The organism is Pontibacter ummariensis, from assembly GCF_900188175.1.
GTDB classification, from domain to species: domain Bacteria; phylum Bacteroidota; class Bacteroidia; order Cytophagales; family Hymenobacteraceae; genus Pontibacter; species Pontibacter ummariensis.
The window spans coordinates 90862-112369 of sequence record NZ_FZOQ01000018.1; the positions used below are offsets into that span (position 1 = coordinate 90862).

The 21508-nt window shown below is 52.6% G+C and carries 13 protein-coding genes; 8 read left to right on the top strand and 5 right to left on the bottom strand.

All coding sequences use genetic code 11. The features are described 5' to 3' along the window. Positions 1-50: 50 nt before the first annotated feature. From CHB92_RS17890 to CHB92_RS17900, 3 genes are all read right to left on the bottom strand, one after another. The gene (locus CHB92_RS17890; protein ID WP_089320600.1) at positions 51-1532 is read right to left on the bottom strand and encodes a RagB/SusD family nutrient uptake outer membrane protein; all 1482 of its coding nucleotides are present in this window, start codon (positions 1530-1532) and stop codon (positions 51-53) included. Positions 1533-1550: 18 nt separating this feature from the next. Next, positions 1551-4517, bottom strand: coding sequence for a SusC/RagA family TonB-linked outer membrane protein (locus tag CHB92_RS17895; protein WP_089320601.1), 2967 nt, complete (start codon positions 4515-4517; stop codon positions 1551-1553). Positions 4518-4796: 279 nt separating this feature from the next. After that, positions 4797-7709: a triple tyrosine motif-containing protein gene (locus tag CHB92_RS17900; RefSeq protein WP_089320602.1), complete on the bottom strand. Its 2913-nt coding sequence runs from the start codon at positions 7707-7709 to the stop codon at positions 4797-4799. A 248-nt stretch (positions 7710-7957) separates the two neighbouring features. Between CHB92_RS17900 and CHB92_RS17905 the strand changes: the two genes are divergently transcribed. From CHB92_RS17905 to CHB92_RS17945, 8 genes are all read left to right on the top strand, one after another. Continuing rightward, positions 7958-8398, top strand: coding sequence for an HYC_CC_PP family protein (locus CHB92_RS17905; RefSeq protein WP_089320603.1), 441 nt, complete (start codon positions 7958-7960; stop codon positions 8396-8398). A gap of 156 nt (positions 8399-8554) precedes the next feature. After that, entirely contained in the window at positions 8555-9850 is a 1296-nt protein-coding gene (locus CHB92_RS17910; RefSeq protein ID WP_089320604.1) for an efflux RND transporter permease subunit, read from the top strand. A gap of 125 nt (positions 9851-9975) precedes the next feature. Then, positions 9976-11877 carry an efflux RND transporter permease subunit gene (locus CHB92_RS17915; RefSeq protein WP_089320605.1) on the top strand — a complete coding sequence of 634 codons (1902 nt, stop codon included), beginning with the start codon at positions 9976-9978 and terminating at the stop codon, positions 11875-11877. After that, a complete protein-coding gene (locus CHB92_RS25540; RefSeq protein WP_106219155.1) occupies positions 11864-13174 on the top strand; it encodes a TolC family protein in 1311 nt (436 codons plus the stop codon). Before CHB92_RS17915 ends, CHB92_RS25540 begins: the two co-directional genes overlap by 14 nt. A 139-nt stretch (positions 13175-13313) precedes the next feature. Continuing rightward, positions 13314-14630, top strand: a complete 1317-nt coding sequence (locus tag CHB92_RS17930) for an efflux RND transporter periplasmic adaptor subunit (protein ID WP_089320607.1) — start codon at positions 13314-13316, stop codon at positions 14628-14630. 78 nt (positions 14631-14708) lie between these two features. Then, the gene (locus CHB92_RS17935; RefSeq protein ID WP_089320608.1) at positions 14709-15923 is read left to right on the top strand and encodes an efflux RND transporter periplasmic adaptor subunit; all 1215 of its coding nucleotides are present in this window, start codon (positions 14709-14711) and stop codon (positions 15921-15923) included. A gap of 116 nt (positions 15924-16039) precedes the next feature. Beyond that, positions 16040-16660 (top strand): DUF3347 domain-containing protein, encoded by a 621-nt coding sequence (locus CHB92_RS17940; RefSeq protein WP_089320609.1) that lies wholly within the window; start codon positions 16040-16042, stop codon positions 16658-16660. A gap of 304 nt (positions 16661-16964) precedes the next feature. Continuing rightward, entirely contained in the window at positions 16965-19403 is a 2439-nt protein-coding gene (locus CHB92_RS17945) for an outer membrane beta-barrel family protein (RefSeq protein ID WP_089320610.1), read from the top strand. A 184-nt stretch (positions 19404-19587) separates the two neighbouring features. Here CHB92_RS17945 and CHB92_RS17950 read toward each other — a convergent pair whose 3' ends face one another. Beyond that, positions 19588-19821 carry a hypothetical protein gene (locus CHB92_RS17950; protein ID WP_218824276.1) on the bottom strand — a complete coding sequence of 78 codons (234 nt, stop codon included), beginning with the start codon at positions 19819-19821 and terminating at the stop codon, positions 19588-19590. A 327-nt stretch (positions 19822-20148) separates the two neighbouring features. Beyond that, complete coding sequence (locus CHB92_RS17955; RefSeq protein WP_089320611.1) at positions 20149-21288, bottom strand: M48 family metalloprotease; 1140 nt, start codon at positions 21286-21288, stop codon at positions 20149-20151. Positions 21289-21508: the final 220 nt, after the last annotated feature.

Genomic DNA, 21508 nt, shown 5'->3' on the forward strand with positions numbered 1-21508 from the left:
AAGAAAGTATGGAACTGCCTTGCCGGCAGCCCCATACTTTGGTTCAGTAATTAGTATCCCGGATTTTGAGTCAGCGTTCCGCCGCTAAGGTTAATCTGCTGCTGCGGGATAGGGAAAACTTCGTTTTTGCCCTCTACGAAGTTCTTACCCAGCGCTTGCAACACCTCGGCGGCCCTCCCCTGGCGCACCAGATCGAAGAAGCGGTCTCCATTCTCCAGCGCCAGCTCTACGCGGCGCTCCTGCCAGATCAGGTTACGCAGCTCTTCCTGCGTAGCCGACTCGATCGGCTCAAGACCTGCCCTTACACGTACCATGTTCAGCGTCTCCAGTGCCTGCTCTGTTCGACCAAGTTCGTTGGCTGCCTCAGCATGCATCAGCAGCACCTCGGCGAAGCGCAAAATGCGGATATTCTGGTCTCTGCCATAGCCACACTCGTTCGTCACGAAGCTAGGCACATAGGCTTTCTGGTTGTAGCGTGGGTTTGGAGCGCTTTCTGATATCACGTCTCCCTCGGGGGTAGTCTCTCCCCGGAACAGGATCGTTGCGTCCAAGCGCTCGTCTCCTTCCTCGTAGGCTTCCACCAAGTCCTGGGTCGGCTCTACAAAGCCCCAGCCAAATTGGCCACGAACGCCCTGTACCTCTGCCCACTGGCTGTTGGAGGCACCGCAGTTACCTGGTATGGTGGCTGCCTGTATCTCAAAAATGGATTCATTGTTGTTTTCGCCTGAGATACGGAAAATATCATAGTAGTTCGGCGTCAGCGAGTACCCCAGCCCCATGATCTGCTCTGTCAGGTCGAGCACCTCCTGCCAGTTCTTCTGGTAAAGCTGCACCTTGGCCAGCATACCCAGGGCAGCTCCCTTGGTGGCGCGCCCTTCGTTGGCGGCATCGTAGTTCACGGGCAACACCTGCGCTGCCTCTCTCAGGTCTTCCACGATCTGGGCGTACACATCCTCCTTAGAGGCTCTTGGCAGGTTTAACTGCTCTGGGTCCTCCTGCTCTCCCGGCAGAGGCACGGAAAGTCGCAGGGGCACTCCTCCAAAGGCCCTTACCAGGTTAAAATAGTGGTAGGCCCGGAAAAACTTGGCTTCGGCCAGCAGGCGTGCTTTCAGGCTCTCATCCATGTTGATTTGAGGCACGTTGGTAAGCACCTGGTTAGCGAGGTTTATGCCCTGGTACTGGCCATTCCAGTAGCCATTAAGCTGTCCTTCTGTAGGTGTAACGGTCAGGTTATCGAAATTATCCAGGAAGCCGGCATCCCCCGGCACGCTTCCTTTCTCAGCGTTATCCGATGTGATGGTTGTGATCGCCAGGTGAGCGAAGGCAATGTTGTTCCACTCGCGCAGGTTACCGTAAATAGAGTTTACAGCCTGCATGGCATGCTCTCCGGTCACAAAAAAGTCCTCCCCTACAGGAACACCCTCTGGCTCCACGTCCAGAAAATCCTCTGAGCAGGAATACAAGCCGCCAATGGCCAGGGTGCTAATAAGTATAAACGAGTTGCGCTTAATACTATAAAATATGTTTTTCATAAAGTCCTTAGCTATTCGTTAAAAAGTAACATTTACACCAAAGTTATAGGTGGCCGACAGCGGATAAACGTTTCTGTCTATGCCCTGACTTACGGGTACACCGCCAACCTCTGGTGAGAAGCCGTTATAGTCGAACCAGGTGATCGGGTTCTGGGCGTTTACATATATGCGGAAGTTCTGCATGCCCCAGTTGTTTACCAGCGACTGCGGCAGGTTGTATCCTACCTGCAGGTTTCGGATCCTGATGTAATCTCCGCTCTCTACAAAGAAGTCGTTCGGGTCTAGGTTGCTCCCAATTAAACTTGCAGAAGGATAAAAGTTAGAGGTCCCCGGACCAGTCCAACGGTTGTCGAAGAAATCCTGCGAAAAGTTCTCATTGCCATAGCGCACGTTTCTGTTTCCATTGTAGATGTCTACATCAGACACACCCTGAATATCTAACACAAAGTCGAAGTTTCTGTAGCTGAAGCCAGTGTTGATACCAAAAACAAACCCGGGGTTCGGATCACCAATAATGGTTTTGTCCCGCTCATCAATGATGTTATCATCGTTCAGGTCACGGTACCGGAAGTCTCCTGGTCGTGCGTTTGGCTGTGCCGAAGCTGCCACTTCCTGCTCATTCTGAAAGATGCCGTCTACTTCATAACCATAGAAAGCACCAATTGGATCCCCGATGCGGGTAATGCTTACCTGGTAACCACCTACTGGAAGGTTACCGTTAAAGAACACATTATTGCCTGTCGCAATGCCGGTTACTTCGTTTTTATTCACAGCGAAGTTAAGCCCGATGTTGTAAGTGATGTCATCCGAGATATCATCTGTCCAGTTTACAACAGCCTCGAGGCCCCTGTTACGGAAGGTGGCATAATTACCTCTGATCTCACCTGTTAATCCCAGGTAACCTAGAGGCGTAAGGCCAAAGATAGCGTCCTTCGTTTCCTTGTTGTACCAGTCTATTTCTGCCGTCAATCGGTTGTTCAGAAAGCCCATTTCAACCCCAAGGTCTACTTCTTCCACTACTTCCCAGTAAAGTGTAGGAGAAACAACCTGTGTTATATTACGCCCTGGATAGAGAACACCGTTGAAGATAGACCCATAACGGGCGTCTGTGCTAACTGGCAGGATGAAGATGCTGGACGGAATGTTGTTGTTGCCCAGTCTGCCCCAGCTTGCCCGAAGCTTCAGGTTATCAAGTATCGTCTGGTCCTGCATGAACTCCTCTTCAATGACACGCCAGCCAAGGCCTACAGAAGGGAAGTATTCCCATCTGTCGCTACTCGGGAACTTAGAAGAAGCATCGTAACGCAGGGTGGCAGTAAGCAAATACTTGTCTCTAAAAGTATAGTTAATCCTACCGAAGTAAGAAAGGAAGGTAAACCTGTCACCATCCGCCTCTATCAAGAAGGTTTCCGGATCACCCAGGTCCAGGTACAGGTTGGCGTCTGAGTTGAATTCCACATCGTTTACCGATCCCACGAAATTCTCAAACTTGTTCTCCTGAGCAGAAGTACCCAGCAAAGCGGTAATTTCATGTTCTCCAAACACCTTGTCGTAGGTCAAGGTATTCTCCCACAACCAGCTGGTTCTTTTACTTCTTCCCTGTGTTAAGAGACTACGGGAGGCATACTGCACACTCGTCAGGGAGTCCTGAGACCTGTAATTGGTGAATTCATTGAGACCATAATTCACGCCCAGGCTGGTACGGAAGGTAAAGTTGTTTAAGAACTCAACTTCACCAAAGGCATTGCCAATAAACTGCTGGCCAGACGACTCCTGCTTAAACCAGTCGATAGAAGCCTGTGGGTTGGCAAAGTTCCCTACATTGAAGTCAAAGGAATCCCCGTAGTTGCCATTTGCTTTAAACACCGGAATAATCGGCGGCGCCACAAAGGCCTGGTAGAAGATATCACCCGGAATATCCAGGGAGTTATAGTTGTAGAAAATGCCATTATACCCGACTTTTACATTTTCACTTAGCTCAAAGTCTGTTTGCAAACGGGCCGTAATACGCTCGTACTCATTTCCCTCAATAATACCCTCCTGGTTCAGATAACCGGCACTAGCACTATAGGTGATCTTTTCCGAACCACCGGAAGCTGATACCTGGTGATTTTGAATCAAGGCTGTGCGCAGAATCTGATCGTACCAGTCCGTGGTTGGCAAATCCGTTGGAATCAGCTCTGTCCCATTCTTTTCATTTATCAGGGTAGCGTATTCCTGGGCATCCGTCATTTCCAGTGCATTGGTTACACGCTGCACACCTACAAACCCGTTATAATTGACACGTGAGTCTCCGGCCTTGCCGCGCTTAGTGGTTACCAGCACAACACCGTTTGCTGCCCTTACACCATATATAGCGGCACTAGAGGCATCTTTCAGTATCTCGATCGACTCGATGTCTGCCGGATTCAGGAAGCTCAGGTTATCCACAAAGGTACCGTCCACCACATACAGTGGGTCTGCACTTCCTAAAGCAGAGCCAGCACCACGGATTCTGATCTGTGGAGACGCCCCTGGCGCGCCGGAGTTCGTGATGGTCACACCGGCCACTTTGCCCTGCAGGGAGCTGACCGGGTTCTGAGAGGCCTGTTTCACAAGCTCCTCGTTTGTAACAGAGGCGATAGAACCGGTTACATCCCGCTTCTCCTGCACACCATACCCCACCACAACCACTTCCTCCAGGGCTTCGGTATCCTGCTGCAACTCGATGTTAATGGTGTTTCGGTTATTGACCGGTACCTGGGCATTCTGATAGGCAATGTAGCTGATCACAAGTGTCCCGTCTGCCGGGGCATTAATGGTGTAATTCCCATTAACGTCGGTCTGTGTGCCAATGCTGGTACCCTGTACCGCGACCCCCGCTCCAATCAGCGGCTGCCCTGTAGAAGCGTCGACCACCCTACCTTGCACAGGAATGGTATTTTGTGCAAAAGCAAGATGAACCATCAGCAGGCACATCACTAGTAGTAGACAATTTTTCTTCATACGTCTTATCCTATTGATTTAAGTTTTGATTGTTAAGGTTTGTAGCTGTAAAGCTCTGGAAAGTGAATCCGACATCAAAAAAAAGCACCACTACATTACCACATCACACTTTAAAATAGTGAGTGGTTACACAGATGATTCGCTTTAGATACAGGACTGGTGAGTAAATACTCCTTATACGTTGAGCAAGTGGGGGAGATAAGCTGATGTAATAGAAAATGCCGCCAGAGGCTCTATCTCAGGCGGCATGAGAGGTAATGATGTGGTGTTGATGTGGTGTTATATCTCCATCACAAACTCCACCAGGTTCTTGTCGTGCTCCATATTGAGCTTCTTCCGGAGTCGGTAGCGACGCAGTTCCACCCCTCGCACGGTGATGTTGAGCAGGGAGGCGATTTCTTTGCTGCACATGTTCATCCGCAGGTAGGCACAAAGCTTCAGGTCGTTCGGGGTAAGCTCCGGATAGCCTTCTTTCAGCTTTTTAAAGTAGTTCGCATTGGTCTCGTTGAAGCTCTTCTCAAAGAGCTCCCAGTCGTTTTGCGAACTCATCCCCTCTGTTATGATTTTTTGTATTTTTTTAAGCTGCTTCTCGGGCAGGCGGTTTCCCTCCGCATCCTGCAGTTTGTTCAGTTCATGGCTTATATTCTGAAGCATCTCGTTCTTATTAACGATGTTCAGAGCAGTACTAGCCAGTTCCCGGCTCTTGCTCGACAGCTCCGACTTAAGCTGCTCGTTCCGCAGCTTCACCAGCTTCTGCTCGTGCAGCATCGCTTCCTGCCGCAACTGCTCCTGCTTTTCTTTCTCCATCTGCTCCTCTATCCGCTGGTGGTCGCGCTGCAACTTCTTATTATAGAGGAGGCGGCCTACCCACAGCAAGCCCAGGCCAAGGACAGCATAGCCTGCGAACGCCCACCAGGTAGCATACCATGGCGGTAAAACAGTAAACTGATACAGGGTAGCCTCTGTTATGGTCTCCCCGTTGATGCGGGCACGCACCTTAAAGCCATATTCTCCCTGGCTAAGGTTCGTGAACTCCTTTTGTGTGGCAGCGCCCCAAGCAGACCAACCTTTAGAATAGCCCTCCAAAAAGTACTGAAACTGCACGCTTGCCTGCTTATAATAAGGCAGTGCGTAGGTAAAACGGATGTTGTTATGCTCGAATGGAAGCTCCAACCCCTCCTGCTGCCCTGTCCCGCTTAAGAGCTCAGGCCTCTCGGTTATGTCTGCTACCTCCCGTATCAGAACTGGTGGCAACACCAGGCCCATTTGTGGCTTTAGCTCCGTATTGTACACGACAAAGCCATCATCTATGCTGATCAGGTAAATAGAGTCGCTGATTTTACTAATGCTCTCGTACTCCTGCACCATGCGTCCATCAAGGATACTGAACTGATTCGTGTTGATCCGGGGTGCCTGCGGTTTTTCGAAGTCCACCAAAGCAACTTTACCATGGTTAATAAACCAATGCTTTTTACCGGAAGCAGGAATGATGCGGTTGGATGCCGCCAGATCGCCTAGCTTACTATTCAGCTCGGTATAGGGAGAAAACCTGCTGCTTAACTCATCATAGAGGTAAAAGCCTGAGTCGGAGGAGAACAACAGACGGTTAAAAAGCTGGGATATGTTTACCTTGTGGTCCCCGGGTAAACCATCACTCGCATCAAAGCTTTTAGCAGCAACGACCTTCCTTACGTCCTGGCTCAGGGATAATTTGAAGAGACCTTTATAAGCATGGCTCACCCAGATGTTTCCCGTATGATCCTGCTCTACATTGCGGCTTGGCTCAGAAAAGCCTTCCACCTTATGTGCAAAAGCCCAGTGCCCGGACCTGTCTTTCCGGTAAACCGCCAGTCCGGTATAAGTGCCCTGTATCAACACCGAGGGATCTGTCCGTAGTTTCTTTATGGTCCATCCGCCTTTTATGTCCGACACCTTCACTAACTCACTTCCCTCTACCCTGAAAGTTCCTTCATTATGCCCACAAAGCAATTCTCCATCAAGCACAGCCAACTCCCACACTTGGCCTTGGGAGTGCTCGATCATCCGGAAGTTCAGGTTCTGTGCTGCATTGCTTTTGCCCGGGTTCCAGTCGCTATAAAAAAGGCCTTGGTTAGTACCCAGGTAGATCTTGCCGCCGTGCACGATGCTGCTGTATACCGTGCCAAAGGTACCTGCCTTATCGAAGTAGAAATAAAGCGGAGAATTTACCTCCACCCGGTCAATACCATTATCCAGGCCTACCCAAAGGTTCTGTGTAGTGTCGGTGTACAGGTTGAGGACAGTGTTGTTCTGCAGGCCGCTGCTTTTGTTTAGCTTGTGCACCAGTTTCCCAGACTTGTCCAGAATTACCACGCCATTCAGGATGGTGCCAAAAGCGTAGTAGTTCTTGTTGATCCTGGCTCCATTGTTGAGCTGAAAGGCTTTCAAATAGCCGTTTGCCTCGTTCTCCCACGGCACAAAGTCATTTCCATCGTATAAAAAAACGCCTTCTTTGGCCGTGCCAACCAAATAGCGCCCCTCTGAGAAAGGAAGCACCGACAGCACCCCCGACCGTCCCAACTTCTGGCTATTCTTTAGAAAATGCAAGCTGTCGTTTTTCAGTTCGTAGAGGCCTTTTGAAAGCACTTCGGCAAAGTACCGTTCGCCGGCTCTAAACAGGAACAGGTAGGGTTGTTCCGCTCTTACCACCCTAATCTTCCCGTTTTGATAGATAAAAATGCTGCCAAACGACTGGAAGTATACTTTATCTTTCTCGGTGTAAATCTTCCATATCTCATCTTTAGGCCGGTACTGCTCCGGCACCAGGTTCACCAAGGAGGTATACCGGAAAAGCCCATCTTTGCCGTAGCTCCAATAGCCCATCTCCCCAAAACCACCAACATAAACACGCCCTTTTCCATCAGCTGCCACGGCTCGCACGATCTCCTTATGGGGCATGGGGTACAACTGCCAGCTGTTTCCGTCAAAAGCCAGCAATCCGTTTGAATTGCCGTAATACATCACGCCATCTGCGCCGCGGGTAACGGACCAGTTCTGGTTTCCTGCCTGATATATTAGTTTAGTATAATTTTGAATGTAAGGATATCCGAGACTACGGTTACCCTCTGCTTTGACCGCTAAAGCTAAAAAGATCGAAAGTAGGCTAACAATTAACCTGAATTTACCCTCACGCTTTACAAGAGACAACACCATAATGTAAACTTCTATCCTTCTTGCTACAAGATGCAAATTTTTCAGCAAAGAGCCTGCCAAGGGTCTTAAAAGATGTTTGTTAGTTCTGCTTAAATAAAGTACAATTTATTTCTTTCTTTACATTCCCTAAAAAGAACTGTGCTTTCCTTTTTCTATAAAATGCAAGAAAGATGTAAATATTTTCGTTAATTTTGTAAAGTGCTTACTGCCGAAAGCTGTACCTTTGTATTGCAAGCAGAAATAAAAACATGAAACTATACCGCCAGATCATATTGCTTACCCTCACGCTGCTGGTGCTCGTCTCCTCGACGGGTATGGCTGTGGGCATGCATATATGTGGTGGTGAGTTGCGCGATGTCACCTTCTTCGGTGCGGAGGCTGATTGCCCGATGATGCCAAAAGAGCATCAGGAGCTCCCGCCCTGCCATGCTTCCCAGGAAGATAAGTCAACGAAGGATGGTCCTTGCTGCGAGAACCATGAGGTGGTTGTGGAGCGGCACGACGTCGCGGCTGATTCCAAAGCTATATCCCTGCAAAAGCTGCAGGACCTCAAGTTTCTGGCTACTGTTAAAGTCGTTATCCTACAGCTTTTAGCGCCTGAAACCGCTAAAAGCCCTACCTACGCCCTCTATACCTCTCCTCCGCTGGCGCGCGATATTCCCGTGCTGGTGCAGTCTTTCCTGCTATAAATTACAGAACCCGGTGCCCTGCCGGCGCGCTGACTCGCTGTGGCTATATTTTGCTACCAGCTTCGGCTTGCCATGCTGCTACTGTTTCGGCACCCCTCCTGCAGCCACATCCCCTGTGGCTCCCATCATTCTGTAATGTTATAGACTATCATTTCCATGATCGAGAAGTTAATATCCTTTTCGCTACGCAACCGTGTATTCGTCCTGCTTGTTTCCGCCATTCTCTTTGGCTGGGGGCTTTATTCGGTGCAAACAAATAAAATAGACGCCCTCCCCGACCTGTCCGAGAACCAGGTGATCGTGTTTACCGAGTGGATGGGCCGCAGCCCGCAGTTAGTGGAAGACCAGGTCACCTATCCCCTGGTCACCAACCTGCAGGGTCTGCCCGAGGTGAAGTATGTGCGCGGCAGTTCCATGTTCGGCATGAGCTTTATCTATGTCATCTTCGAGGACGACACCGACGTGTACTGGGCCCGTTCCCGCGTGCTGGAGCGCCTGAACTCCATTGGCAATATGCTGCCGGAGGGCGCTACCCCTACCCTGGGGCCAGACGGCACTGGCGTAGGCCACGTGCTGTGGTATACCCTGGATGCTCCGGGCATGGACCTGGGCGAACAGCGCGCCATTCAGGACTGGTACGTGAAATTCGCACTGCAAAACGTGGATGGCGTAAGCGAGGTAGCCTCTTTCGGGGGCTTCCAGAAGCAGTACCAGGTGACCGTAGACCCGAACAAACTCACCTATTATAACATCACGGTGCCGCAGGTGATAGAAGCTGTGCGTGCGAATAACAACGAGGCCGGCGGCCGCAAGTTTGAACGCTCCGACATCGGCTATATCATCAAGACCACCGGTTATTTAAAGTCTGCCGAGGAGATCGAAAACATCGCCGTTACCACCAACAACACCATTCCGGTACGGGTGCGGGACGTGGCGACGGTGCAGATGACCGGCGAGAGCCGCCTCGGTATCTTCGACCTGAATGGCGAAGGCGAGGCCGTGGGCGGCATTGTGGTGATGCGCTATGGGGAGAACGCCGAAGAGGTGATCGCCAATGTAAAAGAGAAGATGGCCGAAGTCTCCAAGGGCTTGCCCGAGGGCGTGGACTTCAACATCGTCTACGACCGTAGCGGCCTGATAAAGGAGAGTATCGAGTCTGTGAGAAACACGCTGATCGAAGAGATGATCGTGGCCTCCGTGGTCGTGTTCCTTTTCCTCTTCCACTGGCGCAGCGCCCTGGTGATCATCATCCAGCTGCCACTCTCCGTGTCCATCGGCTTTATCCTGCTCAATGCCTTTGATATCTCCTCTAACATCATGTCGCTGACCGGTATCGCCCTGTCCGTGGGTGTGATCGTGGATGACGCCATCGTGATGGTGGAGAACTCCTACCGGCACCTGGCGGATGCGACCAGGGGCAAGAAGTGGATAGAAGAGGAAACAAACAGCTAAGGAACAGTTCACCGACCGCTTAATGCAACCATGAATGATTGAATGAGAGGACGTCCTGACTGGCACCAGACAGCCACCAAGTAACCTTCTTCATTCAAAATGCAATTATTCAAGCTTGAATAATCATGAAATTAGACAAAGAAACAAGACTCAACATCATAGAAAGAGCTTCCAAGCAGGTAGGCCCGAGCGTGTTCTGGAGTACGGTCATCGTGATCACCTCCTTTCTGCCGGTGTTCCTGCTCACAGGCCAGGAAGGCAAGCTTTTTAGTCCGCTGGCCTGGACAAAGACCTTCATTTTGATCGTGGACGCCATCGTGGCGATCACCCTCACGCCCGTACTCATCTCCTTCTTTCTGAAGGGTAAGTTCAAGGACGACAGCGCCAACCCCATTAACCGGGGCATGGAGCGGGTGTACGGCCCCGTGCTGAAGTGGTGCCTGAAGTGGCGCAAAACAACCATTGGCATCAACATCCTGGCCCTGGTCGTGGCGATTCCGATGCTGATGAGTCTGGGTACCCAATTTATGCCGCCCCTGGACGAGGGCTCTATTTTGTTCATGCCTGTCACGCTGCCCGATGTGTCGAACGCCGAGGCCAAGCGCATCCTGCAGGTACAGGATAAGATCATCAAGTCCGTGCCGGAGGTGGATGAGGTATTGGGCAAGGCGGGTCGTGCCAGCACGGCTACGGATAACTCCCCTATCAGCATGATCGAAACCATTGTGATGCTGAAGCCCCGTTCTGAGTGGCGCGAGGGCATCACCAAGGAGGACATCATCCAGGAGCTGGATGCGAAATTGCAGATCCCGGGCGTGGTGAACGGCTGGACACAGCCCATCATCAACCGCATCAACATGCTGGCCACCGGTATTCGTACCGACGTGGGTGTGAAAGTATACGGGCAGGACTTGGACTCTATTTACGCCGTGTCGGAGAAAGTGAAGTCGGCACTGGAGGCAGTACCGGGGGTGAAGGACCTGTATGTGGAGCCCATTACAGGTGGCAAGTACCTGGAGATCGACATTAACCGCGAGGCCCTGGGCCGCTACGGACTCACCGTGGACGATGTGAACATGACAATCGAGTCTGCCCTGGGCGGTGCCACCATTGGCAATACCATCGAGGGGCGGGAGCGCTTTTCCATCAACGTGCGCCTGGCGCAGGAGTACCGCAACAGCGTAGAGCGCATCCAGCGCATCCCGATCCAGACAGGGGCAGCGGGCACCATTCCTTTATCCTCGGTGGCTGAAATTCATTTTACGGATGGCCCTCCGATGATCAACTCGGAAAACGCGCAGCTGCGTGGGGCAGTGCTTTTCAACGTGCGCGAGCGCGACCTGGGCAGCACCGTGGAAGAGGCGATGGAGAAGATCAATGCAGAGATGACAGGGGTACTGCCGGAAGGGTATTACCTGGAGTGGAGCGGCCAGTGGGAAAACCAGGTACGGGCTACCCAAACGTTGCAGATCATTATTCCGCTGGTACTGATTATCATCTTCCTGATCCTCTACTTCTCTTTCAAGTCCCTGAAAGAGGCCTTGCTGAACCTGATCACCATTCCGTTTGCCCTGGTGGGCGGCGTATTCATTGTGTACTTCTACGGGGTGGATCTCTCGGTGGCGGTGGCCGTGGGCTTTATTGCCCTCTTCGGTCTGGCCATCGAAACCGCCATGGTGATGGTGGTGTACCTGAACGAGGCCATGAAAGAGCTGGTGGACACCAAAGGCAACTCCCACGAGACCATCACCAAGCAGGACATCCGCGACTATGTGTTCATGGGAGCTGCCAAGCGCCTGCGTCCGAAGATCATGACCGTGTCTGTGGCCCTGTTTGGCCTGATCCCGGTGCTTTGGGCCACGGGTGTTGGCACGGATGTGATGCTGCCGATCGTGCTACCGATGATTGGGGGTGTGTTTACCTCGTCCATCCACATCCTGCTGGTAACCCCAGTGGTGTTCGAGATGACGAAAGAGTACGAACTGAAGAAACACGGAAAACTAGAGATTTACGATGTTAAGCATTAAGAAATACAGACTACAAAGCCTCCCCTTAAAGGGGGCTGGGGGATGCTTTGCTTTCGCTGCGGGCCTGCTGTTGATGTTGTTCAATGTAACCGCCTCACAGGCACAGGCTCCGCAACAGCCGGTAGCCCTGGACAGCGTGCTGCAAACCATCCGCAGCAACAACCCCATGCTGCAGCAGTACGACCTGCTGGCGAAGGCACAGGAAGCTTATGCCGAGGGCGCAACAGGCTGGATGGCCCCCATGGTAGGGGCAGGCGTATTCATGCTGCCTTATCCAGGTCAGAACGTGGAGCGCGACGAGAAAGAAGGGTCTTACATGCTTTCGGCCGAGCAGGCCATCCCAAACCCGGCCAAGCAACGCGCCAAGCAGGCCTACTACGACTCCCGGGCAGCCATCGAGCTAGCCAAAGCAGAAGCTACGTTCAACGAACTGCGCGCAGAGGCCAAAACGGCCTACTATAACTGGGTCGTGCTGGAGAAAAAGCTGGACGTGCTGCAGGACAGCGAACGGATCATGGAGTACATGCTCAAGCTGGCCCGCATCCGCTACCCTTATAGCCAGGGGAAGCTGGGCAGCATCTACAAGGCCGAGGCCCGTTTGCACGAGGTGGAAAACATGCAGCTGATGACGCGCAACGAGATCATCCAGAAAAACGTGGCGCTCAACACGCTGATGAACCTGCCGAAGGAGCAAACCTTCCGCATTGACACCCTCATTAGCATTCCGGAGGCTGTAGTCTTAGCTGCCGATACCGCTTACCTGACCGAGACCCGGAGTGATATTCTGCAGCTCGACAGAACCATCGAAAGCATGCGCCTGGGCGTGGAGCAGGAAAGGCTGGAGCGCAAACCCGACTTCCGGCTGCGCTTCGACCACATGACGCCCCGCAACAACATGATGCCGGACCAGTTCACCGCCATGGGCATGGTAACGATACCGATCGCGCCCTGGTCGTCGAAGATGTACAAAGCCAACGTGAAGGCCATGAACCTCGAAATCGAGGCGATGCAGCGGGAGCGGGAAAACATCCTGAACGAGGCCCAGGGCATGGTGCGCAACATGGCGCTGGAACTGAACGCCAAGCGCGAGCAGGTAGAGAATTACCGGACAAAGATCATCCCGGCCCTGAAGAAAAACTACGACGTGACCATGCTGGCTTATGAGCAGAACAGCGCCGAGCTACCCGAAGTGATCGACGCTTGGGAAGCCCTGAACATGGCCTCTATGGAGTACCTCGACAACCTGCAGGAGCTGTACCTGTTGGCCGTGGCTTACGAAAAAGAGCTGGAGCGATAGTGGGATCAGAAAATTCAGGATCTAGAAATTGGGAATCTGGGATTGCGGCTATGGGTCGAATCTCCTTTTCCGGTGGACTTCTCCTGATAGGATCACAAGGCATAGCGTCAAGCAGCGACGCATTCAAATTTAGAAAGACATGAAACGATACCTGAACATACTCTTCCTGTTGCTCGCGCTGTTTACGGCAGTAGCTTGCCAGAGCGAGCAAGCGCACGACCATGCCGAGGAGACAACCTATACCTGCCCTATGCACCCGCAGATCGTGCAGGACGAACCAGGGGACTGCCCTATCTGCGGGATGGACCTGGTGCCGATGTCGGCAGAGGGAGAAGCCATCGAGATCACGGATGACCTGGCTTTCCTGCTGCAGCCTACCAACCAGACAATCGTCTCCAACATCAACACGGTTAAGCCCGAAGAAAAGGCCCTGCCGGTGGCAGTAGAGATGGAGGGCATCATCACCTACGACGACCGCAGGGTGTATACTGTTCCTACCCGCGTCGGGGGGCGGATCGAGAAGCTGTACGTGGACTATAACTACCAGCCTGTCAGCAAAGGGCAAAAGCTGATGGAGATTTATAGCCCGGAATTGGTGACAGCCCAAAACGAACTGCTGTACCTGGTACAGTCCGCCCCGGAGGACGAGGCACTGATAGCAGGGGCCAAGCAGAAGCTGCGCCTGTTGGGGGCTACCGAAGCCCAGATCAGCCAGCTTATCCGTACAGGCGAGGCCAGCTATACCTTCGCGATCTACAGTCCTTATAATGGTTATGCAATCGGGCTGAATACCACAGCCCCCGTCGCAAGGCCTAGCCAGACAAGCATCACCTCGCCGAATAATGCAGCGGGTGGGATGAATGGCATGGGCGGGGGCACGACCGGTAACATGGCCGACCGCTCCACCGCAGCTCCTGCCCCGGGGGAGTCTATCCAGCTCCGCGAGGGCATGTATGTGAGCACCGGACAGCCGCTGTTGCGGGTCGTGAACCCGGAGCAGCTGTGGGCAGAGTTTAACATACCTGCCGGCGAAGTCGCTTCCATTGCGAAAGGCGCCCCGGTACAGGTTACCTTCCCACAGCTACCCGGCGAGAAACTGGAAGCACAGGTAGATTTTCTGCAGCCATTTTATGAGGCTGGCGAGAACTTTGCCAAGGTAAGGGTGTACTTGCCCGGCGAGCAAAAGGTAGCCCGGGTGGGACAGCTGGTAGAGGGCGCCGCCACTTACACCACCCCTCCTGCCTTGTGGGTACCCCGCGAGGCGGTGCTGGACATCGGCACAAAAGCCGTTGCTTTCAAGAAAGAGGGCGGTGCTTTCAGGCCTGTGGCGGTTACCGTTGGTACAATACAGGGAGAGCTGGTGCAGGTAGTGGAAGGACTGGCGCAAACTGACCAGATCGCGGCCAACGCCCAGTTCCTGGTAGACAGCGAAAGCTTTGTGAAAGTAGCGGAGTAAGTAAGTGAACGTAGAACGTGGATTTTGAAAGTGACCCTTTCAGTCGTCCGGAACCCGATTCTTCAAAATTAGAAAGACATGAAACGATACCTGAATATATTTTTCCTGCTCCTGGCTCTTTCCACCGTCAGTGCCTGTACCGAGCAAGGGCATGAGCACGAGGAGGAAGGCGCTGTGGCTGATGCCATCACCTACACCTGCCCCATGCACCCGCAAATCGTGCAGCACGAGCCCGGGGACTGCCCCATCTGTGGGATGGACCTGGTGCCTGTATCGCAGTCCGGGAAAGATACCGGCGAGTTGATGCTGAGCGAGAGCCAGATCGCACTGGGCAACATTAAGGTGCAACCGGTGGGGCTAGGGGATGTGGGGAGCAACACGATCCTGACAGGCAAGCTGGTGCTGGACGAGACGCAGACAGACGTGATCAGCAGTCGGGCCCAGGGCCGCCTGGAGCGCATGTACATCAAGGAAACGGGCGAGAGCGTGCGCAAAGGCCAGCCCCTGTATGAAATTTATTCCGAGGAGTTACTGACGCTGCAGCGCGAGTACCTGCTGGCCCTGAAGCAATACCAGGAACTAGGCGACGAGAACCCCCGCTTTGCCTCTTTCCTGGAGGCCGCTAAAAACAAATTGCTGCTCTACGGCCTCACCGAGGCGCAGATCCGCAGCCTGGCCCGGACAGGAGATCTGGATGCGCGGGTTACCTTTGTGGCCCCCTCCTCCGGGGTGATCACCGATGTAGCAGCAGCAGAAGGACAATATGTAACCGAGGGAGCCATCCTGTACCGACTGGGCAAACTGGATAAGATCTGGGTAGAAGCGGAACTGTACCCCCAGGAGGTAGCAGGCGTACAGCCCGGAGACGTGGTGCAGGTAGCCGTGCAGGGCTTTGCAGAAGAGCCCCTTCCGGCAGAGGTCACCTTTATCAGCCCGGAACTGCGGCCGGGAAGCCAGGTAGCGACCCTTCGCGCTGAGATGCCGAACCCCGACAACAAGTACCTGCCGGGCATGCAGGCCAATGTAAGCTTAGCGGGTAAAAACGGTGCTGTGTTGGCCGTGCCAACCGATGCTGTTATCCGCGACCAGAACGGCAGCCACGTGTGGGTGCAAACGGGCGACAATACCTTTCAGGCCCGCATGGTACGGATCGGCGAGGAAAGCGCTGACAGGGTGGCTATCCTGAGCGGCATTAATGAAAATGATAAAGTAGTAACTTCGGGCGCTTACCTGCTCTACAGCGAGTTTGTGCTTAAGAAAGGAAGCGACCCGATGGCCGGGCATAACCATTAGCAAGATTTGTATGGGCAAATGACTGTTTACAGAAGCATGCTGATCCGTTTTCCGCCCACAACCTGTTTCAAACATTATTCAAAAATCAATCAATCAATTATCTTAAATTATCAACCATGAAAAAGACCCTTTTTACAGCAGCCGTACTAGCAGCCTTTACCTTCTCTGCCTGCTCTGAGAACGCTGAAACAGCAGAGACAGCCGTAGGTGAGAACATGGACATGGAAATGCCCGCCGAGGCAGAAGCTACGACAGTGGTGGTCGAAACACCTGACTTCTCTTCTGTCGCAGAGCCCGTGCAAAACCAGATCTCGCAGCTGGTGGATGCTTACCTGAACCTGAAAGAAGCCCTGGTGGCTTCTGACGCGACAGCCGCCAAAGCAGCTGCCAGCAATGTGCTGGAGATTGCCCGTGCCATGCCGGTCGCAAACCTGGAGGCCGATGCCAAAGCCTATGCCGAGGAAAAAACCGCGAAAGTGATAGAAACTGCCGAAGCCATTGCGGCCGCCGAAGAAATTGCCGCCCAGCGTGAGAGCCTGGAGCCACTCTCTGAGGCTACCTTCGCCCTGACGAAAGCCTTTAACGCGGCTGATCAGACACTGTACTACCAGCGTTGCCCGATGGCACTGAACAACAAAGGCGCTTACTGGCTGAGCTCTAACGAGGAGATCCGTAACCCTTACTTCGGGGAGCAAATGCTGAAGTGCGGCAGCACCGAAGAAGTATACCAGAACTAAGTATTTCCATAGCAACAGTAAAAAGAGCGCGCCGGCCGGTGTGCTCTTTTTTTGTGCCCCGGCCTGTTTTTTCTAAGTGCCCAAGCAACCCTTTACCCCTTTGTGGCATCTTATAGACGCTGCCCCACCCTGGTAGCAGCACCGGCTCCCTCCTTCTCTTTTTACAGCAGGTGTTAGAAGATAAAAATCAGGCGTTCGTCTAAAAGTCCTTCCGGAAACCAAACAGTACCTTGCATTACAAAGTACTATAGCATACTTTTATAGCATAGAATCACACACTACAAGCACTAAGCAAAATAAAACCATGAAAAAAAATTTATTCTTACTCTCCCTGCTGCTGCTCTTCTGCAGTAGCCTTTCTTTCGCCCAAAACACGGGCAAACTCACCGGTGTCCTGCTCGACGAGAACGCGCAGGCTGTCGGCTTTGCCAACGTTGCCGTACTGGATGCCGCCACCGCGAAGGTCGTAACAGGTGCCATCGCCGACATGGACGGAAAGTTCCTGATCCAGACGCCCGCCAAAGGCAAGTACCTGCTGCAAGTAAGCGCTCTGGGTTATGTAGAAACACAGACAGCTCCTTTTGAGGTATCAGGCCCGGCCTTTTCCAAAGACTTCGGTACCTTGGTGGTAAAGGCAGACGTCAAAGCACTGGCCGAGGTACAGATAGAAACCATGCGCCCGACTGTTACCACACACCCGGATAAGATGGTGGTCAGCGTGGAAGGCACCGCCCTGGCCAGCGGCAGTACCGCCTATGAGGTACTGACCAAGTCACCCGGCGTGTGGGTAGACCAGGATGGCAACATCCAGCTGAATGGCAAGACCGGCGTGCAGGTCATGATCAACGGCAAGCGCTCCTTTTTGTCGGGCAAAGACCTGCAGAACCTGTTGCAGGGCATGACCGCCGAAAACCTGAAAGACCTGGAGATCATTACCAACCCTTCCTCCAAGTTTGATGCAGAAGGAGCCTCCGGCATCATCAACATCAACCTGAAAAAGCCACAGGACAGCGGCATGAACGGAAGCGTGTACGCCGGCTACCAGTACAACAACCTGAGCACCTACACTTCCGGCGCAGACCTTAGCCTGAAGAACGGCAAGTGGAACTCTTTCGGCAGCCTGGACCTGGCAAGCCGCATGCGCTACCGCGACATGGAGATGCACCGTGTGTTCTCGAACGAAGACGGCAGCAAGAGCAAGTTCGACCAGACAGGCTACGAGGAAGAAGAGCGTCTGCAGCCATCCCTGCGTCTGGGGACAGATTATGAGATCAACGACCGGCACAGCATCGGGGTGATGAGCTACCTTACCTTTAACGAGAGCGACAATATCTTTAGCACCGCCTCTTACCTTCGTAACCCGAATGCGGCGGATGATCTGTACATTGATGCCGCAAACGTAGCCGAAAGCAGTTACCGCAACGGCACCTTTAACCTGCACTACCTGGGCAAGCTCGATACGGCTGGCACGACCCTTTCCGCTGACCTGGACTACGTGCATATCCAGAGTGAGAATGCGTCTGAGTTCCGGAACTCCTACCTCCGACTGGCTGACAGCAGGGCAGCGGTGCAGGAACTGCTGATAAGTGAGAACCCGACCGGGTATGATATTTACTCCGCCAAGGTAGACTTTGCCAAACAACTGGGTAAAACAACCAAGCTGGAGCTGGGGGCCAAGGCCAGCCACGTGAAGTCAGACAACGAGCTGCGCTTTTTTGAAACATCGGACGGCAGACAGGTGCCGGACCCTAACCGCAGCAACCACTTCATCTACAAAGAAGACATTTATGCCGCCTATGCTAACGTGTCGGCTAAGCTAGGCCAGCACTGGACAGTGCAGGGCGGCTTGCGGGCAGAGCAGACCGAGTCTAGAGGCCGCTCACTCACAAAGAACCAGACCACCGACCGCAGCTACCTGGACCTGTTCCCGAGCATCTTCCTGCGGCAGAAAATAAGCGACAATTACCAGATAGGGTATAAGTACAGCCGCCGCATCAACCGGCCAAACTACCAGATGCTGAATCCTTTTATCTTTTACCTAGACCCTTATACCTGGGCCCAGGGCAACCCTTACCTGAAGCCACAATACATCAACTCCTTTGAGGTAACGCAAACCCTGAAGCAGACCTATAACCTGGTACTGGGCTACGCCATGACCAAAGACTTTATTGCAGAGGTGCCAGAGCAGAACCCGGAGGATAACACCACCGTGTTTCAGCAGCAGAACGTGAAAGACCTGAAGAGTGCCACTGCTACCCTGGTAGCGCCTGTGCGCCTCTCTAACAAATGGGAGATCAGCAACAACATAACCGCTATGTACCAGGAGTACACGGCCCTGGCCAACGAGGAGTTGGTGGTGAACGACCAGTTCACCGTGATCGGACAGACTACCCACAACATCATGCTGCCAAAGGGATTCCGACTGGAGGTAAACGGAGGCTACCAGGGACCAGCCGTGTATGGCATGTACAGCATCAAACAGCAGTGGTGGGTAGATGGCGGCTTAAAACGCAGCTTCATGAACGACAGACTGGCCATGACCCTGAACGTGACTGATATTTTCAAAAGCCGCGTGCTGGACCTGGATACCAACCTGAACGGGAACATCAATGCCATTAAACAGTACCGCGGGGACCGTGGCGTGCGCTTTAACCTGCGCTACCGCTTCAGCAAAGGTTCTGCTTTCGAATCGAAGAAGCGTAACGTGAACCTGGACGAACTGAACCGCGCCGGCGGCAACTAATCTTAGTGCTTTCTTTCCAGAGAGGGCAGCGGCTTTGTCGCTGCCTTTTTTTATTTCCACTTATTCACAGGCTTCCAGCCCTTGTGCTGCGTTTGCGGTTTGCGCTGCTCCCCAAATAGAAAACCTGCCTATGCTCTACAAGCACAGACAGGCTCCACATTAACCTATATAGTTACTGATTCCGTTAATGATGATACGACCTGCGGTCATCCGGCCTGATGATCAGCCACAGCAGCAGCCCGATCGGCCAGGCCACAAAAGCGACCACCAGTGCGATCAGCCAGCCTGGCTTGCCTCTGCGCTCTGCGTCTTTGTAGGCCCAAACAATACTCCATATATATAATATCAGCCCTATCAGCCCTAGTGCCAGGCCGAAGATGCCGAGTCCTAATACTAATTCTCCCATAGTGTCCTCCATAGTCTTACTTCGTCAAAACAAAATTATATCTCTTCTAATCAATTTAACGAATCAGGCCATTAAAGGTTAAATACCAGTCAGTTACAACAACAGGAGCAACAAAAAAGGCCTTCCCCGACGCCTAAGCCTGCATGAAACCAGGCACTCGCAGGAGCAGTGCACGCTGTGAGGCAGTGGGCCCAGCGCTTTCCTGCAGGTGCCGGGTATGGCAAGCATCGCTTTAGATACAGCACGCAGGTAGTACTTAATAGTACAGCCACTTAACATTAAAAGAGCCGTTCTACTGTAGTGGAACGGCTCTTCTGATGTTGCAAGTATGCTCTCAGGCTATAGCAGGTTGTTTATGCTGGCTACAAACAACTCGTGCAGTTGCTGCGGAGACAGGATGTGGCCTTGCTTCTGGGCCTGGTTTGCTGTTTCGTAGCCTAGCTGGGCTGCTGCCAGGCGCTGTGCTGGTGTGCCGTGGTGGCCAGCACTTCCAAAGCTGCAGTCTCCGATCTGGAAGAACAGGTTGAAGAACTGCTCTACCCGCTTCCAGTTATAGGTGGCACCGCGCTTGTGCGTCATGTAATAGGCAGCCATAAAATCCGCTTCCAGCTCTGTGTAGCGCGTAGCCTCCGGCGCATTATCTGCAGCACCCGCTGGGTACCAAGCCGCTGTGTTATCGAACTGAATCTGATGTGCCCACTCATGGGCCAGAATACCCGTCCAGACAATGTCCTGCTCTACGCCAGCCTCAGTCATCATTCCTACCAAGCCATCCCCAATGACGATCAGGTTGCCGCTGGTGGCAAACCCGTCTATAGCGAAGAAAGGTGATTCTGGAAGGGTTGCCATGGTTGCATTAATCCCTACCAGTATATCAGCATAATCATATGCTTCTTTTTCTGATGCAAAACCGCTAAAATAGTTATACAGAATGTAACCCACCTTGTTGCGGTCGTTCAGTGTTTCGTTATGCTGGCCGTTTACACGTATTTGACCTGGCATGTTCCAGAACCCCTCCAGCTCACGGGTGCGCTTGGTCACAAAATTGGTGTACTCCCCTTTTTCGCCAAAGTATTGGTTAGGTGATCTGTCAAAATAAGCAGACACAAAGTTAATGTTCATGTACAAATTGAACAGGTAGTTTGCAGTCGGTCCACCAAAAACTGGAACAAGTTCCCTCCCAAGCTGACCGATATACTTGTTTTGCACACTTATAAACTCAGTAGGCCCGCAGTCCGTCGCCTCCACGGCATTGTTGATGACAAAATAGCCGCGCAGGTTCTCACTTATCAGCTTAACGTCCGATAGGTTTTTAAGGGTTACACGGGTGTTCAGCCTGCCATCCTGAGGAGACACTACCGCATGCTGGGTAACGGCACTAGTTGTTAAGCGGGTGTCCATCTCTTCCATCTCGTTCTCACAGGACGTAGCGAACAAGGCCAGGCCCAGGAAGCCTAGTGCAATTTTCATTGTCTTCATGTAAAGTGGGTTTAAAAAAGTAGGTTAAGGGATTAGAATGATAATATGAGTATATTGAATTACACGGATAAGGTAGGCAGAAGAATCGACACCAGCAAGAAATTACGCTTTTGCTGTGATTTAATTTACACCGGGGCAGCCTCTTTACACGTCAACCACATTTCCCTCCTATAGTATTCTTCCTCTTTGGCGGGCCTTTGCTTGTGCGTGATGTGGCCGC